This is a genomic window from Pedobacter psychrotolerans (assembly GCF_004340665.1).
GTDB classification, from domain to species: domain Bacteria; phylum Bacteroidota; class Bacteroidia; order Sphingobacteriales; family Sphingobacteriaceae; genus Pedobacter; species Pedobacter psychrotolerans.
In genome coordinates, this window is record NZ_SLWO01000004.1 from 566084 (window position 1) to 584805 (window position 18722).

Below are 18722 nucleotides of genomic sequence, written 5' to 3' on the forward strand. Positions count from 1 at the left end.
TATTTTTTTCGATGCATTAACCATTTCCGTGTACTCCTTCCTCTATTTCCAGATCAGTAACCACAGCAAGTTTTTCACTTCCGGTAACCATATCGAATACGGTGTTCAGGCTGGTCATGAGTTTTTCTACCGCATAAGAAATCTGCACAATGATTACCTCGGCAGCCACAAACTGACCGAAAGTCATTTGCCGTTGCACCACAAAATAAGATCCCATCAGCAACAAACCTCCCATTAAAACGGTCCGCAAAACTACTGCACTGGCAAACAACCTTTTCAAAATACTGAAGTGATCATTTCTTGCACTAATATATTTGGAGGTAATCTCATCTGTGATGGTCATCACCTGATCCATTTTATCTGATCGACCTCGGTAAGCGTCTAAATCAGAAGCTACATTTTCCAGGTAGGCCACTACTTCATATTTGTACTCCGATTCTTCAATACTGGTGTTAACGCCCCTGCGGTAATATACAAAGATGATAATACCGATGCATAGGATGGTAAATAACCCAAATCCGATAAATACCAGGTGATAAAATGAAAGCAGTATGGCGCTGAAAAAAATTAATACTGCAGCGGCAACAATATCGATTAGTAACTTGGTAAGGCCTTTTTGTATGGTTAACACATCGAAGAAACGGTTTACAAGTTCCTGGGGGTTTTCACCTTCAAGTTCCTTTTTCTTGATTCGGGGTAACCGATAAGCAAAATCAAGTGCGGCCTTTATAAAAATCTTTTGCTCTAGAAATTCCACCAGGCTGAGCTGCCCCAGTAATAAGATGCCACCAACAATAATTCCAATTAAAATCGCAGCGATTAAAATATAGGTAGAACCGTACATAGAGCCATTAGACAATAAATTGAAAACTGCTGCTGTTCCGAGTGGAAGCGAAAGTCCGATCATCCCGATAAGCCCGGCATAGATAAAAATATAGTTAATGGTGGAGCGCTCTGCATGCAAAATTTCGACGAGCCGCTGCCAGGGTGTAGGGCTATTAGAGAGGTGGTGCTTTTTCATAAATCTAGAACGTAACAGCATTTTTATAATAATGTTTTGCTGTACAGAAATAATTATTGCGATCGGGCAACAAAGAATACTTTTATTCTCTAAAGCGCTAGATGATGGAGCTTTTAGTTGAAAAATGATGGGATCTGTTTAACTTTTGATTGAAAATAGCCTGTATTTATTGGTGCTACATTTTATTAATATCCATTTTATTAAACATGCAATAAGATGCAACTATCATGCCTTAGGACTGGGCTAGGAATGCAGTCAAGATCGGAGGGTTAGTGAAGAGGATTTTGAAAAAGAGTTGAGTTAGTTAAGAAAGACTTTGCCTGACGTTATTTAGAAAACATTAAATTTAACCAAAACAGTAGCCACACAAAATAAATATGCCAGCCTTCTAATTCAAAGTTAAAAAACTTTACGATTTTGGTAGGCCAATTGCAATCCATCAGTAAATAACAAAGCGACTTTAAGTCGCTTATGATTAGCTTTTGTTCCAGTCTGGAGGAAGGCGAAAATTCGTGTCTTTACTAAAAAGTGTTTCTTTTGAAGACTGAATATTGTGGTTACTTGAATAATCTCTAACACTTTTAATTAAAAATAATTGATAATTTTTCCATTGTTCGTAATCATCTGATTCTATCCATAATTCTCTAAGTTCTGAATGATCTTCAAAAAATACTATTTTTTCACTGGCCAATAACACCTTTTCAATGAGACCATAAGACAAAGTAAAATGAATATTCACTTCTAATTCAGTTTCTATCAGTTTGAATTTAATAGCTATTAATTCAAGAAATGCAAGCGTAATAAAGCTTTCTTCATCATCTATAAATTCTTTCTCCTCTAGTATTTGGTTAAAGATGTCTTCTAATATCTTAATGTCGCTATTATTCTCGAAATCAACTAACCAATCACATGCTGTATCATTTTCGAAATTTTTTATTCCCCAGGCTCCCATATTATTTAATTAATAAAACCTAGCTAAATCAAAGCCCATATCTTTAGATAATTCGTAATAAGACTTCTTTGGATCAATGTTCAGATCTGAATATACCTTATTTCTTAATTCTGGAAAATTTCTAAGATCCATTTTTAAAAAACTTTTTTCGGAATGAAACCCTTCTACAATAGTATTTTGGCCTTGGATATAAGCAGCTTGATTTGCAATAACAATTGGAAATTCAGCTCCAAATCTTAAATTAAAATCACATGTATTTTCATATTTAGTTGGTATAGATAATTCTCCCTGCAACAGTTTAACTACACCATCAACAATAGCAATAACTTCAGGAAATTCGATTTTTTCATATTGAACTGTTTGGTTATCTAAAATCCCCCAATTTATTTGGTTAGCTTTACTATCAATTCTATAAGTGAATGCGCTAGGAATAATAGTTTTTGTTATTTCTATCTTAGCTAGATCATCGAAAATTAAATCATATATTTCTACAAGTTGACATTCTCGAAATACATCAAAATAATTATTGGAATTAGCATCAGTTTTATAAAATTGATGTTCAACATCAAATAAAACTCTACCAATAACATACTTCTCTTTATTTTTTAATTGGAGATAGAAGATATCCCCGCAGTTTAAAACTCTTTTTTTAGTCATAGAAAAATATCTTCAAATACGCTAACGTCTGCATTATTCTCAAAATCAACTAAATAATCGATTGAAATATCCTTTCAAAATTCTTTATTTTCCAAGCCCCTATATCATTTAATTAATAAAACCTAGCTAAATCAAACCCCATCTCTTTAGAAAGCTCATAATAGGATTTATTTGGATCAATATCTAAATTAGCATATATCTTATTTCTCAGTTCTTGATTATATAATAAGTCGCGATCTTTTAAATAAACTGGCCATCTTATATCTTCGGGAATTAGATCAGTTCTATTTTGAAAGAATAAACTTGAATTTGCTATTGTAAGTGGTACATTCATCATACTTTTATATCCAACTTCATCAGCAACTTCTTTTGTTAAGTTGGTATTAAAGGCTAGCTCCCCTCTACATAATCTTACTTTATTACTTCCATAATTCAATTGTTCAGGAAAATCTACTTTTGTATAATCTACTAATTTATTGTCTAAGATTCCCCAATTTAAAACATTGCTTTTAGAGTCAATACCTTTGGTAAACACACGTGGTAATAAGATTTTAGATGAATTAAAATCATCTATTCTATCGTAAATGCCATCATACATTTCAATAAGTTGACATCCATTATAGAACATCCTTAAATAAGGAAAATAATCGGGTGGAAGCTTATTAACATCTACAATTTTATGGTACTGTTTATTTACATAAAATAAAACTCTACCAAATACATATTTCTCTACATTTTTTAATTTTAAATAGAAAACATCTCCAAGATTTAATTTATGTTTCATTTTTAAGGAGGCGATAGACTTAATTTTTATTCCAATCTGGCAGAAGCCACCTATTTTGTTTACTATTATTTTCATTATCCGTTTCCTCTATAGCAGACACAAACAACTCACTCAAAATAAAGGATTTACACTCCTCAAAATCCACCAATCTATTTAGAATGTAATCTCCATGGTCTAGTTCGAAAAGATAAATCTTATAGGCATCATACTGATCACTTTTAATCTTATACCGCTTGTTACCATATATAAAACCAACATAGGAAACATCATCATCAGCAAGATTAAATAATTCGTCAATTGCTTCTTCAGAAGTTGTCTCTTCTGCATCTTCTTCAGTTAGCAGATTTTCTGTATCATCATCATAATAAAAAATAACTGTCATAATTAATATGCTTTTAATGCATCAATAGTTTTCACTTTCGCGGTCTGATAATCACCAGTTACATCTCCATATTTAGATTCCTTAAGACCAAGTTTCTTTTTTAAGAGTTCCTGCGCAGTAATAATGATGCCTTCAAGGGCACGGTCATCATCTTCCTGAGCAATGGCCGCTTTAAGATAAGAAAGAATTTCGTCTTTTGTTTTTGGATGATTGAACCAGATTTGTCGCATTGCGGTTGCGGCGTAACCTCTAAGTTGTCCATCGGGATCATTTAACAGGCGATCGTTTAATACGCTTAAATCTTTATGAGTTCCAACCCACCCTAAAACAATGATGCTCCGGTAACGGAGATCTCCTTTTCTGATGGTGATGTTTTCCAATGCGACTTCTCTCGCATACTTACTTCGAAGATGACCTAAAATTTGTATAAGATCTGCTTTGACGTTTAGATCTTCAATACCTGATTTATATCTGTCATAAAGAAATTGGCCTACATGTGTTTTATCTTTCCTATCCGAGAAAAAAGCAAACAAATCTCTTTTTAAATACTCATCATCCCCCTTAGAAAGGATTTCTAAATGAAAGTCAAGCACTTCGTCAGCATCAGATGATAATAATTTGGTCTTAAATTCAAAAATACCATCATCCGTGTCCTCCATTTCTAACAAGGCTTTATATTGCACCTTAAGCTCATCTAAATCCATAATTAATCTTTTGGGTTTTTTGGTTTATTTGCAGGACCATATTTATGATATTGATCACCACATTCTTTATGACGTTTTCTATGGGCTGCCTTTTGCTGAGTCTTCATATTTTCTGCTTTATCTAGTTTTCGTTTGCCTTCTGAAGTACGTCTTGTATATAAGGGTTTTTCATGTGATACTTCATGTCCTTTAGGAACCTTATTTCCATCATTTTTTTTAATAAATTCTCTTGCTTTATCACTTAGTCCGCTATTGGTATCTGCAGCATCTCGCAACAATGCTTTCCGTCGTTCAGACATACTTCTTCTAAACTTATCTATACCGCCTTTAATACAAATACCCTTTGTACCATTATGTACCAGTATTCTTAAATTTCCAATATGAAAAGTTTCAAAATCTTCTACCTCGAAATTATAAACTTTTATTTTTTTACTGCCATTAAATACCTCTATTGAACCTGGAACCACAGTTTTAGAAAAATCTATTTCCTGATCGTCAGGATCGGCATTTTCTATCATATAGTCAACACTTGTAACTTCTTCTTGTTTTCCCTGAAATAGCACAACTTTATCTCCGGGCTCTAGTGCACCTGCATCTACCCATTCACCTTCGCTATAGAAGAGGTGAGTGGGGGTTGTATTTATTACTTCCTTTCCAATAGTTAACCTAACTAAGACATCCGTTTCGCTCTCAATAATTCGACTAACCTTCTTAAGTGCATATTCGTTAAGACTTTCACTCCAAGCCCAAATTTCTTCGCCAAGGGCGATATCTTCAATATTTTTGAGATTGTCCTTCACGGCGACTGGTGTTCCTGCTGGAAAACAGGCAAATACACACAATTTACCTCTAGTCATACTGCGGACACTTAATTTTTCCAACTGTTTAGCAGCCTGCTTTGCAGCAGCTTCAAGTGCTTCTTTACTCATTTTTTTCGCCACCTGCTTCGCACCAGCTTTAATGGCTTGCCTAATTCCTACTTTAGCCGCTGTACTTCCTACTAATGATGCCCCACCTGTAAACGGTGCTCCTACGATACCCACAACATCAAGGGCCAGAAAACCAACATCAAGGGCCGCCATGCCCCAGTTACCTTCGGTAACATTTTTAACAAAGCTCACTACCGGGCCAACAACCGGGATACAATCCACCACAAAGTCGCCGGCTTTTTTCCACCAAGGTCTGTTTTTTTCTTCCTGCTCTTTTTCGTATGCTTTTTTGGCATCGTCACGCATGCCGTTAAGTTCATCCTCTTCTTCTGGGGATAAGGGAATTTGTCCGCTGGTTAGAAATTCGATTTTCCCGCCTACAGTACAATTCATGCAACTTTTTCCAATAAGAGTTTGTGCTCCTTTAATTTTAACAGGATAAGTGTCATGCCATTCTGTACTAATTGGCACACACGGCTTCTGAGTTTTTTTACATACAACAAATGAGGGAATATTTGTAGTAGGAATTTTATCATTTTTCGTAGAAACCAAGCAGCTGTTAATTCTGGTTGTCTTATTGTAGGTGGGCGTAAATATACCCGGCACACTACCTTCAGTACACTGCATCATTGCTTTCTCCGTTATGTATTCCAGTTCTTCCATCGCCTTTTCTTTTAGGTTATATCGGTATCACTTGAATTAATTCTGATTGTGGTTGTGCCGTTCATTTTTACGTCAGCACCATCAATTTTAGTTTCTGTACTGGCCTTAAGAGAAGCCGCAGCTGTTGTACTTTCCAGGCTTACGTCCGTTTTACCGGTTATGGCTACCCCCATTGTAGTGGCATCCAATGTAATTCCTTCTGTATCGGCCGTGGCAGAAATCGTTTTCTTCGCGCTAATGTTAATCGTTCCTTCACCACCTCCTTGTTCTCCGGGCTGCGCATTAATGGCAATACTGTTGCTAGCGTTAACAATGAAATCAGTTGTATTGATGGTGAATTTGTTTGGGGCCGTAAGGGTAACTTCTCCGTTTCCATGCATGGTAAGTACGTTTCCACTTGGATCTTTCACGTTGATGCTTCCATCATGATCATTCATAATGATGGTGTTGCCACTTCTGGTGGTAAGTGATTTGGTTTGATTGGTTTGACCACCACCCGAACCTATTTTACCATGGAAAATTGAACCCATAACGATCGGGCGGGCGATGTTTCCTTCTTCGAAAGCAATCACCACCTGATCTCCTTTTTCCGGTACAAATGCAAAGCCTCTGTTTTTACTTACTTTCTCACTGCTTCCGGCGTCTGGCGTAACTACTCGCAGCCATTCGGTTACATTATTGGTTAAACATTCCCATTTAAATTTCACTTTTATGCGGCCCTGACCTTGCGGGTCATTATTATCAACCACGTCTGCCAGCTGCATATCTGGATTAGGTTTATCATAATTTTTCACCAGGATGCGTTCGGTATTAGATACCACACCTTCAAAGGTATTGTGGTATTTCCCTGTTCCATCCAGGTTATGGGTAATGCTGGTGATTAAAAACTGGCCCAGGCTCTCTGTTAAAAAAGCAACCTCCTGCCTGATGCTCATGGTAATTTCTGCGATGGTACCAATGCCCAATGCGGCATTATCGCCACTGGCATTTACTTTTAAAAGGTCACTGATGTGTGCCTTTTCTTCATTATCAACATGACTTTTAATGTCACTATTGTTATCTACCCTGATGAGCGAAGGCTGATTAAAGGTTTTGCTGTACATCAGGTTTGAAGCCTTGATGGCATGGGCCAGATCGGGATTACCATCGGCTTTGCCACTGCTTTCACTCTGCAGCATTTCATCCTGTTTGGGGTTATAAGCAAAACGTTTGTTTTTAATCGGCGCAACTTCCATCGCATATTGCAGGTTATGCACATCGCGACCATAAAATAAGGCAACGTCTTTTTGTACATCTGGTTTACCAAAATTCAATTGCTGTCCGTCATAGTACAACCATTCATAATACTCTCCCGATAAGCGGTTTAAAAACTCCCAGTCGCTCTCTTTATACTGAATCAGGTAATCTATAGTGGATTGCCTGCTCGCATTCGCTACTATTTTGAGGTCGTTTGCAGGTGTATCACTCGTAGCCAGTTTTACAATGTCGTTTAAATCTTTATCCAGGTAAGAGCCCAGATCCTGACCACGATCTATCAATATGGTTGGGCTGTAACCACTTACAATTAATACACCATGATAACCATGACTTTGCGCCAGCTCTACCCGGGTAACCAAACCAGAAAAGTGTTGAAGTTGCTCTGGTGAATATCCGAAAGATGCGGTTAAGGTTTTACCTACAAAATCCCGACTATCGTTTAAATTAATCAGACCTGGTGCCCCCATTTGATCATGGTTAAACCGCAGTTCAAAATAATGATGGCTGTTAAATTCCTGCTGAAGGCTGAAGGAGGCAAAATGGCTAATTGCTTTATCTTCTATATTGATTTCGGTGATGAGTTTGTTTTCCATATGAATTTCAAGCTTAGTGGCAACTACAGGGAGGAACCTAACATCTAGGTGTTGTTGCGACTTCTACCCAGGTGAAATGTGAAGATTTATTTCAGTGGCAGGTGTTAATTTTATATATGCTAACTCCAGTGATAAGTTGAAAAAATAAATACTTAAGCGATTTGGATCATGGAGCATTTACAGCGTACTAATTTAGATTTGCACGTTTAGTGAAATGTTTGATACACCAAAAGCGACAGGCAAAACCCGTCACTTTTGGTGATATCAATTGGAGAACTATGCCTTTGGCCAATCGTTTTCATGTTCAGCGTTACCCAATTTGAGTTTGCGTGCTGATACCACGAAAGTAAGTGTCATTGGCGTATTATCATTTACCGCGATGCCCTCGCTGTATTGGATAATGTAGCCATCCTCGAAAGTTAATTCCTTCATTTTTGCATCCTCTTCGCCTTTTTTGAAGATGATGGTTCCTGATTGAGGTTTGTACTGGTTGTTTACCATTGATTCGATTACTGAAGTATCTTCTGTAGATTCGATTTCAATGTTAATGGTTCCACCGTATACCCCTGATGATGGACGACCCTTAGCGTCTACATCTCTGTTTAATGAAAAGCTGCACTGTAAAACATCAAATTCTTTTGAACCTAATGTTAATCTGGTTTTAAATGCCATTGTTTTAAGTTTTAAATGTTTTGAAAAAATGAATTGTGGTTAGGTGTTTAGGCGGTTAGTTGTAAGAACCTGAAAATGTTTAGATGGGTTATGAGGTTAGATGGATTAGACTAAAATTAAAACAACACAAAGTCTAAAATCTGTTTAGATGGTTATAAGGTTAGGAGGTTAGACTATATATTAAATATTATAACTAACCACACTAACGCTAAACTATACTAAACCCTTAACTATACTAAACGAATCTAGTTAATATACCAATTCAAAGTACTAACCCTAAACAATCACCCCGTCTACGCTTTAGGCCAATCGTTTAAATGCTCTGCATTTCCAAGTTTCAGCTTTCTGGCTGAGATCTGGAATTTCAGTGTCATCGGGTGATCGCCCACAATGTTGATTCCTTCGGAATACTTCACAATGTAGCCATCTTCAAAATCAACTTCTTTCATTTTGGCATCTTCTTCAGATTTTTTAATCAGAAGGGTTCCGGTAATGGGTTTGTACTGGTTATTTACCATCGCTTCGATAATTGAGGTGTCTTCGGTTGACTCGATCTCAATGTCAATGGTACCGCCGTAAACTCCGGAAGAAGGTCTTCCTTTAGCATCTACATCGCGGTTTAACGCATAGGCGCAATGAAGCACATCGTACTCCTTGCCCGAAAAATTCAATCTAGCTTTGAAAGCCATAAGTTTTAAATTTAAAGGTTAAATAATTAGGTTTATTGTAGCCTCCGCTACAATTTGTTCAGACCAAAAATTAAGCCAATAATTACTTATATGACTCATTTATAACCAGTAAGCATCAATATAATTTGTTTAAAATTGCTTTGAGGCTCTCAGAACGCATATTTTATGAGAAGCGTAAATGTATTTTTTAAAGAATTATTTTTGTATCGATATAATTACACTGCCTGATTTGTAGAATTTATGGACAATGTGTTGCTTTATGCTACACCAATTTTGATTTAACACTGATGACCAGTCATTTAATTAACATCAGCCCGAATCAGCTGTATATTTTTTTAGATAATAATGCACCCAATAGTGTTAACCTTTGGCAGCATTGTAAAGGCTAAGATTTATTAACCAAAAAGTACATCATTATTAATGACTTAAATACCCCCGGTCTGCACCACGTCTCTGATAGAGGACAGATTATTGACAAGGCTAAAATTATCCGAGATCATATCAGCTTAATGATCCAATAAAAAAGGCCGTAGCGAACGGCTACGACCTGTGATATTTATTTTACTTCGTTTACCTGATCCAGTATGGGCTTATTCAAACTGGTCAGCACATTGTTTTCGGGTTTATTCAACTCCAGTATAACGATTTCATTTTCTCCTTTCTTTAACCATTCTGCAGGAAGATAAATGGTTTGCTGAGGGCCAATACTCCAGTATTTACCGAGGTTATGTCCATTTACCCAAATCACTCCCTTTCCCCATTTGCGTAAATCCAGATAGGTATCTACAGGTGTGGTGACTTTAAATGATCCTAATTTCAATACTGGAGAATTTCTGGCAGCCTTTACTGCATTAATTTTTGAGGTTTCTACTTGATCAAAAGGCAAAGAATACATCGTCCATGATTTAAGTGAAGTGCCTGCGAAGGAAACCTGACCTACTATACCCTTTTTATTTTTCAACAGGTTTGGACCAAAGTTGATTCTGCCCATATTCTCTACAAAAATCTCCAGCGTATGGCTTCCGGCCGATAAATCAAGTGTCAGGCTTTCCTGTCCTAATCTTCTATCCAGCGTGCCCTTGCGTTCTCCATCGATAAAGACAATGCCATAATCACGTAGCCCATCTATTTTCAATTCACCTTTTTTCCCACCATTAACTTTAGTTTTGTAGAGCATGTAACCGTAGGCTTGATTCATGTCTTCAAAGGTTAAGGGATCCTGACTTTCTTTACCAGTTCCCAGGTTATCAAAAACACCAATTTCTTTGGTAAACTTAATTGGCTCCATTGCTGCAGCGGGTTTTGCTTTGGGTACTTCCGGCAATTTTTGTCCCTTTTGCAAATGCTTTTCAATCACTGCTCTGAATTTCATAAATTTATCAGTGGCATTTCCAGCTTCATCAAGAGGTGCATCATAATCATAGCTACTAATTTGTGGCTCAAATGGAATGGTATCCCTAAAGTTTGCGCCATTCATAAAGCCACGCGTACTTCCGCCATGAAACATATACATGTTAATGGAAATTCCACTGGATAATACGGTATCTAATTTTCCTGTATACTGTTCCGCAGGAACTTTATGGTGCGGCGTACCCCACCAATCGAACCATGCCGGGTACCATTCAGCAATAAAAAACGGACCTTTTCCTTCATTCAGACTGCGAATGGCCTTTTTTACCGTTACGGGGTTATCCTGACCATTAATGGCAGGCATTAAACCTTTTAAATGCCCTTTCACAATATCCTTTTCCGGGTCACAAGTGTATAAAAGTCCATCAAAACCTGCATCAACAAACATTTTACGGTTCATTTCCAGGTAAACCTTATCTGATCCATACGAACCATATTCGTTTTCTACCTGAACCATGATGATGTTTCCACCGTGGTTAATTTGAAGCGGAGCCAATTGCTTGCCTACCTCATCAATGTATTTTTTGTATTCGGCCAGGTATTGTTTTTCACGGCTTCTTACTTCCAGGCCTTTCTCATTTTGCAACCAGTATGGATAGCCACCAAACTCCCATTCGGCACATACATAAGGGCTTGGTCTAAGGATTACCCATAATCCTTCTTCTTTAGCAATTTTCACAAATTCAGCAATATCATTATTACCGGTAAAATCAAATTTGCCTTTTTCCGGTTCATGTAAGTTCCAGAAAACATATGTTCCGATGGTATTCAAACCCATTGCCTTCGCCATTTTCATTCTGGCTCGCCAGGCTTCACGTGGTACCCGTGGATAATGGATTTCTCCTGAAATGATTTGATAAGGCTTGTTATCAAGCATAAATGTACTGTCTCCTAAAGTAAAGGAGTGCTCATTACTTGCCTTTCCACATCCGAAAAGCATCAAGGCCAGCATCATGGCATTTAAAATAAGTATCTTTTGTTTTTTCATGGTATTTAAATTTAGGAACGGCTCACTCGTATATTCCTGTTTTTATTTATTGGCGATAATTGTAGTAACGGATTTAGGTGGAAGATTTAATTGTTCTGCATTCACCACCGATCGCTTTAGATTGCTCACCTCCGCAGTGGTGTAAACGGATAGACTTTTTTGTTTTTGATTAATTCCTGATAGTTCCAGGTGAATGGCTTCTTCGCTATTATTTACAGCTACGGTAATCAGTTTATTATTTTTAAGGTAAGCTGAAATATAAAAATCCTGATCATTTGAAACACTCATATTAACCCTTACACTACCTGGTGGTATAAAGCGGCTGTAGTTACCCAGTGCCCAAAGGGTTTTACTGTCATAAACTTTTCCGTTGGTTTTGCTTTTGTCTATGTATACCAGGCCATCTTTATAATCGCCTGTTGAAACAGCAAGCCACCACTGCCATGAGCTGGCATTGGCATAAGTTAAATCATGATGGATGAGTTTGGCGATAAATAGTGCTGTAGTCATGCCCAGGTCTCGCCCCTCTCCTTTTAATAAACTATCACCAAGAACACAATATTCCGACATCCAAAATCTGAGCTGATCATATTTAGCCACTTCATCTTTAACCAAATTTCTGATGGCTATAGCCTTTTGTTCCGGGCTTGTGGTGAAATAACTATGTCCTGAAATACTCCGGTCTAAGTTTTTCAGATTCCCAAGGTAACCTGGAGAGTTGGGATTAAAAAAATAGTCTATTTGTTTACTTTTTGCAGTATCTGGATGATTGGTAAGGTAATTCAGCTGACCCGATTCAGCAATTTGAATCTTCGTTTTTAGCTGTTCCTGATTTAATGTGGCACTTAATTTCTTAATCAACACCGAAATTTCACGGTTGGTATATGGACATCCTTCCTGATTGCCTTCATTCCATTTCCATTGTGGTTCATTTATCGGACTCAGATAATCCAGCTCAACACCAGTTTTCTTTTTGAGGATTTGAATCGTTTTAGCCAGATCTTGTGTAAAAGCATCTGCTTTGCTGAAATCAAGGTTACACTTTCCATCACTTGAAAATGCCTTTTGATTGCGCGTAAAATTGACATGTGGACTATTTACAAAACCAATGAAGTGCTTTACACCTCTTGCTTTTGCAGCATTCATAAACCAAACCTGTCCTGGCATGGCCTCTTCATTATAAGTTTTATTTAAGGCTAAAAAAGAAGCTTGCCTTCTCCATTCATCTTTTATTCCACTGGCCTGGCCTTGTTCAGCACTTCCTCCACCAATGGCAAAACGCCAGAAATTTAATCCTATTCCTTGCGGATTGCCTTCCTGATCTGTTTGCGTGCTGAAAAGCAAATCAGCCATTTTGTTTTTTTCTGCTTCAGGCCATAAACCAGCAAACTGGCAAGTCCAGGCGTCTGATGCACCAAAGCCTTCCATTGTTTGTGCGGGCTCATTATAATTAACCTTTGCTTTAATGATCCGTTGGTTTTGGGCGAAAGTTATTTCCGGAGCAATCAAACCCAGCAGTAGGAGGAAAGAAAAAACAAATGCTTTTCGAGGGAGAAAATTCATGATAAGGAGATTAAAATAAGTAGATAGATTGTAGCAAAAGCGTTTTAAATACTTTACGAGATGCTACAATAGTTTTATAATAATAGTTTAAAAAGGGCTGTCTCATAAATCAATTTATCTTTGAATACTGTCAAGTTGAGCTTCCCGAAGATTCGGGACAGGTTGTCGAAACGCCATAAACGGCTTTTTTACAAGTCCTTCGACAGGCTCAGGATGACATTTCGTATTTATGAGACAGCTTCAAAATTTTAGTAACCAGGATTTTGTTCCAGTTTTCCGTTTGAAGATAAAATTTCTGATCTTGGAATAGGTAACCAGTATTGTTTATCCTGAAAAATTTTGCCATCTAAAGCTACCTTCGTAGCATAACTTAAATTGCTTCCATTTTTAGTGATGATGATTCCACTGGCCGCTTTGTTCTCTACAATGTTTGCAATTTTCCAACGGCGCACATCATAATAACGGTGTTCTTCAAAAGCCAGCTCTACCCTACGTTCGTAACGGATGGCATCTCTCATTTGTGATTGACTTAAGCCATTGGCAATTGCAGGCATATTTACATCTGGTCTTGATCTGATCATATTTACCGCATCTCTGGCAGACATTGATGATCCGGCAGGAACCGCATCAGGACCGTAAGCTTCGTTTGCCGCTTCAGCAAAGTTTAATAAAATTTCAGAATAGCGCATGTAAATCCATGGCTGTAAACCTGCTACATCCCAAGGGTTATCAATTGGGAATGCATCATTCATGAATTTTTTAAGATAGTAGCCAGTTTTAGTGGTATTCCAGTTAGAGTTTCCGTCCTTACTGTCTTTTCCACCCGGGATAAAAGCTTCCATGTTTCTTCCGCGGTAACTTGCTCCGTCATAAATAACGGTGTAGCCAAATCTAGGATCTCTGTTGGCATATGGTTTAGATGGATCATATCCAGAACCGGCTTCAGTAATGGCCTTACCACTTGTGGTTTGGTAATCATCAACCAGGTTTTGCATGGGTGTATTACCACCCCAGGCATTGTACCCATTTGGTCCGTTTGCAATTTCTAAACAAACGTGTCTGGCGTTTGTGGTGTACAGCCTTTCAAAAATTACCTCATTCGATTCATTGATCAGGAACATTTTATTATATCCACCAGTATAAATGCCATATTTGTTCAGGCTAATTACCGCTTGTGCAGCGGTAACAGCAGAAGCCCACGTACCTGCGTTATATAATGGACTGGCAGCATAAAGCGTTAACCTTGATTTTAAGGCCAGTGCCGCACCTTTTGTAGCACGACCTAATTGCCAGTTTGTAGAATTATCTACCGGAAGTAAAGCAGCCGCCTCATCTAATTGTGCGATTGCATAATCCAGACTCTCTTTTAAAGTTGCCCTTTTAAATAGCGCATCATCCTGTAAGTTATCCTGTAATTGTGTTACCTTATCGCCTATTAAAACAGCACGTCCATAATTACGGATGACATCATGGTAACGAAAGGCACGAATGAATTTAAGCTCACCTTCTAATAACTTCTTATGGCCTGCACTCATCGTGATGGTTGATAATATCTGAAGTGCATAATTACACTCACGGATGCTGCGGTAACTTCTAGCCCAGAATGAGGCTGTACTGCCCAGGTTATCTGGTGAAATCTGCCCACGCTGCATGGCCCAGGTTCCATCATCATTGGTGTAAATCGATTCATCTGTATTCGAGCTCATTAAGCTGTATTCGAAACCACGGCCAAAACCCGGACCCGAACCTTCACCTTCTTTTTCCTGAAGCTTTGGACTTACATAACGGTTAAGTATAAAGGCTTCAAATATGGTACTGTCCTTTTCAACTACCTCCGGAGCAACAACTGCAGTCGGGTTAATTTCTAAAAAATCTTTTTTGCATGATGCAAACAGTAATGCTGCACCAATAGTAAAATATAATGGTTTATATAATTTCATGATGTTAAAATTTAACGTTTGCACCTATGTTGATAATTTTTTGCTGAGGATAAAATTGTCCACTTTGATTATCACCTTCCGGATCGTAATCTTTCACTTTAGTGATGGTAAATAAATTGAATGCACTGGCATACAACCTTACGCCTGATATTTTAATTTTAGATAAGAGGCTAGAGTTGAAATTATAGCCCAGTTCAATGTTCTTCAACCTGAGAAATGATGCATTGTTTAGCCAGAAATTATTCTGATAAGCGCCACCACTAATGGCATTTGAAGCACGTTCAGTTACCCTTGGATAAGTTCCATTCGGATTTGACACACTATATCTGTTATCGGCCCAGGTACTGTAAAAGTTTCCAACGCTCCCTGATTCTGGCAGCACATACTGGCTTACCCGAGACTGACCTGCAAAGAGTACTGATATGTCGAAATTTTTATAAGAAGCATTTAAGTTTAATCCGTAAGTAATTTCAGGAACGTTACCATATTTACTTCTGGTTCTGTCTTTAAAGTCAATTACACCATCACCGTTATAATCTTCATATTTTAAATCGCCAACTTTAGCACCTGTAACATGTGGATAGGCATCTAATTCTTGTTGTGAGCGGAAAATACCAAGTGAATTAAACAATAGGTAACTACCAATTGAACGGCCTGTTTGACGTTGATAATCTAATGTTCCGGCAGCCTCATCAATGAAGATGATTTTACTTTTAGCATAAGTAATATTTCCGGTAGCACCCCAGCTAAAGTTTTCGCTTGAATGGTTATAACCTAATGTGGCCTCTACACCTGAGCTATTAATTTTACCAATATTTTCTGCAGGAACCAAAGGAACAACGCCAGTTTCATTATATGGATTCACAATTCCCGAAGTAGCCGGAATAGAAGCATTTCTGGTTAACAGAATATCACTGCGTTTCTGATTAAAATAGATTGCCTCTAAAGTGAAGTTTTTCAAAAAGGTAGCATTAATCCCGATATCCAGTTTATTGGCCCGCTCCCAACCTACATTCGGATTAGCCAATTTAACCAAATTAAGGTTAGGTTGAATCACATTTACACCGCTACCTGGATTAGAGGCTACAAACCCATTTGAAACCAATGTATAATTATCAAAGTACTGATAAGGATCAATCAAATCGCTACCTAAAGAACCGTAAGATCCCCTGATTTTTAAATCATTAATGAAAGAAACGTTATCACTGAACCATTTTTCTTTGCTCACTCTCCATGCACCCAAAACGGAAGGAAAATATCCGAAACGGTTATTCTTTGGAAAGAGCGAAGAACCGTCTGCACGCATCTGGCCTTCTATAATATATTTTTCATCATAGTTGTAAGTCACCTTTCCAATATAACTTTGTCTTGGATAGTCAGTACTACTACCAGAATTCCTTAAATCTGTTGCAGCTGAACCACCTTGTGAAAGTTCAGGCAGACTGGTTGAAATATAATTTAAGCGTTGCGCATCAAAGATTTCATAACGCTGTCTGCTCTGCTCGTAAGCTACAAAAGCATTAAAAGAGTGTTTGCCAAATTTCTTATCGTAATTTAATTTAACGTTAGAGGTAATTAAGCTGGTATTGGCCTGCGACTCATATAAAGTTGCCTTGCCACCACTTCCACCTACTACAACCGTATTGTATATTCCGGTAGATTGATCGTAGGAATAAAGGTTATAAGGTTTATTGAAGTTTTTCTTAAAGCTAAAGGTTTTGTCAACTGAGAAAAAACCATCAACAGAAAGGCCTTCCACACCAGGAATTTGGTAGCTACCTCTTAAAATCGCATTGATTACCTGTGTTGGGTTTTTAGCTGTACCTCCTAAATCGCTTACCTGAACCGCTGGATTGCTATTTTCAATTCCTGTGGTAGGCAAACCATTTGGATAATAAGCAGCTACAATAGGTTTTGCACGATAGACGGACCTAAAGATATCACCAGCACCCGAAATTGGATAAACACGATCTTCTTCTCTTCCTGAAACGCCTAATCCGATTTTTAACCTTTTAGAAATATTGGCATCAATATTTGTTCTAAAATTATACTGCTGATATTTGGTTGCACCATTTTTATAGATCGCATCCTGATAGATTTTCCCTAGGGAAACGAAATATTTAACATCTTCAGTACCACCACTAACCGAAAGGCTATGTTGATTTTGAAGGGCTACATCTTTTAATGTTTCTTTGGTCCAGTCAGTATTTGGATACAACAGTGGATCTGAACCATCTCTGAATTTCTGAATCTGATCGGCTGTATAAGACTGGTTAAGGCCACCACCAGGATTGGAATCATAATTGATTTCATTCATGATCTGTGCATACGTTGCCGCATCTGCCATTTTCGGAAGGCGTGTTGGCATACTGAAACCCTGATTGAAGCTATAGTTTACGGTTGGCTTACCAATTTTACCTTTCTTAGTGGTAATTAAGATTACACCATTCGCCGCACGGTTACCATAAACTGCTGCTGATGCATCTTTTAGTACCGAAATACTTTCCACGTCATTTGGGTCGATCCTTTCTAAACCGCCCAATTGGCCAGGAATTCCATCTACTACCACCAGTACATCAGAGTTGGTCGTAGTTCCTAAACCACGGATTAAAATCTTCGATCCATCATAACCCGGTTCACCACCACGGTTATTGATCACCACACCTGAAACCCTACCTGCCAATGAATTGGAAAGATTGGGCTGTGGACTCTTGACCAAATCGCTACCTTTAACTACAGCAACTGAACCCGCAAGCGTTGATTTCTTTTGTGTACCATAACCCACCACAACCAGCTCGTTAAGTGATTGTGCATTAGCGGTTAGTTGTGTATTTACAGTGGTTTTGCCTTTTGTAAGTACTTCTTGTTTGTTATACCCTACATAGGTAAATACCAGTACAGCATTATCATTTGGAACTTTTATGGAATATTTACCATCTGCATTACTTACGGTAACGATGGAGGTTCCTTTAACGGATACACTTACTCCTGGTAGTACACCTCCTTTTTCGTCGTAAACTGTACCACTTACTGTAATTTCATCTTTAACTGATACTGGATTTGTAGTGCCTGAAAGTGAGGTTGCCATGGCCATTTGGGCAGACAGCAAGGAAACACTACTGAGGGATACAATGAATAGCGTTTGTTTCGCACTACGACAAAACAGAACAGCTTTGCGCCGTAAAACTTTTCTCATGTTGGTTTAATTTGGTTATTTAATAATTACCATTTTCTTTCGATCTCTTTCATTCACTTTGCATCATGGCCATAGTGAGTTAGGAATTCGTTTGAAAACGTTGCTAAATTCTACCAAATCAATTAAAATAAAAGGGGGTAAACAGCTAATATTAGAGGGGTAAAAATCAACCAATACCTGCAAATTGGCCGTTTGAACGCAAAAAGTAGTTTTATAAATACAAAATTTCAGATTTTTATATTCCGGATTTTTTAAATAATGATGTATAGTAAGATTTAGAAACAATAAGTTTTTACAAATCTGAATTCGAAATTGTTAATGA

The 18722-nt window shown here is 37.7% G+C and carries 14 protein-coding genes; all 14 read right to left on the minus strand.

Features of this window, described 5'->3' with window-relative positions; all coding sequences use genetic code 11:
* Window positions 1-16: 16 nt before the first annotated feature.
* Entirely contained in the window at window positions 17-1021 is a 1005-nt protein-coding gene (locus tag EV200_RS12640; RefSeq protein WP_132533120.1) for an ATP-binding cassette domain-containing protein, read from the minus strand.
* A gap of 475 nt (window positions 1022-1496) precedes the next feature.
* Window positions 1497-1973: a DUF4259 domain-containing protein gene (locus EV200_RS12645; RefSeq protein ID WP_132533122.1), complete on the minus strand. Its 477-nt coding sequence runs from the start codon at window positions 1971-1973 to the stop codon at window positions 1497-1499.
* Window positions 1974-1982: 9 nt separating this feature from the next.
* Entirely contained in the window at window positions 1983-2630 is a 648-nt protein-coding gene (locus EV200_RS12650; RefSeq protein WP_132533124.1) for an Imm26 family immunity protein, read from the minus strand.
* Window positions 2631-2742: 112 nt separating this feature from the next.
* Window positions 2743-3414: a hypothetical protein gene (locus EV200_RS12655; protein ID WP_132533126.1), complete on the minus strand. Its 672-nt coding sequence runs from the start codon at window positions 3412-3414 to the stop codon at window positions 2743-2745.
* Window positions 3415-3433: 19 nt separating this feature from the next.
* Window positions 3434-3796 carry a hypothetical protein gene (locus EV200_RS12660; RefSeq protein WP_132533128.1) on the minus strand — a complete coding sequence of 121 codons (363 nt, stop codon included), beginning with the start codon at window positions 3794-3796 and terminating at the stop codon, window positions 3434-3436.
* Between the two features lie 2 nt (window positions 3797-3798).
* Window positions 3799-4500, minus strand: coding sequence for a HEAT repeat domain-containing protein (locus EV200_RS12665; RefSeq protein WP_132533130.1), 702 nt, complete (start codon window positions 4498-4500; stop codon window positions 3799-3801).
* A gap of 2 nt (window positions 4501-4502) precedes the next feature.
* Window positions 4503-6092: a PAAR-like protein gene (locus EV200_RS12670; RefSeq protein ID WP_132533132.1), complete on the minus strand. Its 1590-nt coding sequence runs from the start codon at window positions 6090-6092 to the stop codon at window positions 4503-4505.
* 11 nt (window positions 6093-6103) lie between these two features.
* Window positions 6104-7942, minus strand: a complete 1839-nt coding sequence (locus tag EV200_RS12675) for a type VI secretion system Vgr family protein (RefSeq protein WP_132533134.1) — start codon at window positions 7940-7942, stop codon at window positions 6104-6106.
* Between the two features lie 276 nt (window positions 7943-8218).
* A complete protein-coding gene (gene tssD, locus EV200_RS12680; protein WP_029288482.1) occupies window positions 8219-8614 on the minus strand; it encodes a type VI secretion system tube protein TssD in 396 nt (131 codons plus the stop codon).
* Between the two features lie 293 nt (window positions 8615-8907).
* Window positions 8908-9303, minus strand: coding sequence for a type VI secretion system tube protein TssD (gene tssD / locus EV200_RS12685; protein ID WP_029288480.1), 396 nt, complete (start codon window positions 9301-9303; stop codon window positions 8908-8910).
* A gap of 556 nt (window positions 9304-9859) precedes the next feature.
* On the minus strand, window positions 9860-11701 hold the full coding sequence (locus tag EV200_RS12690) for a glycoside hydrolase family 35 protein (RefSeq protein ID WP_132533136.1): 1842 nt from the start codon (window positions 11699-11701) through the stop codon (window positions 9860-9862).
* A gap of 42 nt (window positions 11702-11743) precedes the next feature.
* Window positions 11744-13264, minus strand: a complete 1521-nt coding sequence (locus EV200_RS12695; protein WP_132533138.1) for a glycoside hydrolase — start codon at window positions 13262-13264, stop codon at window positions 11744-11746.
* A 248-nt stretch (window positions 13265-13512) separates the two neighbouring features.
* Complete coding sequence (locus EV200_RS12700; protein WP_132533140.1) at window positions 13513-15204, minus strand: RagB/SusD family nutrient uptake outer membrane protein; 1692 nt, start codon at window positions 15202-15204, stop codon at window positions 13513-13515.
* Between the two features lie 4 nt (window positions 15205-15208).
* Window positions 15209-18400, minus strand: coding sequence for a SusC/RagA family TonB-linked outer membrane protein (locus tag EV200_RS12705; RefSeq protein ID WP_132533142.1), 3192 nt, complete (start codon window positions 18398-18400; stop codon window positions 15209-15211).
* Between the last annotated feature and the right edge of the window lie 322 nt (window positions 18401-18722).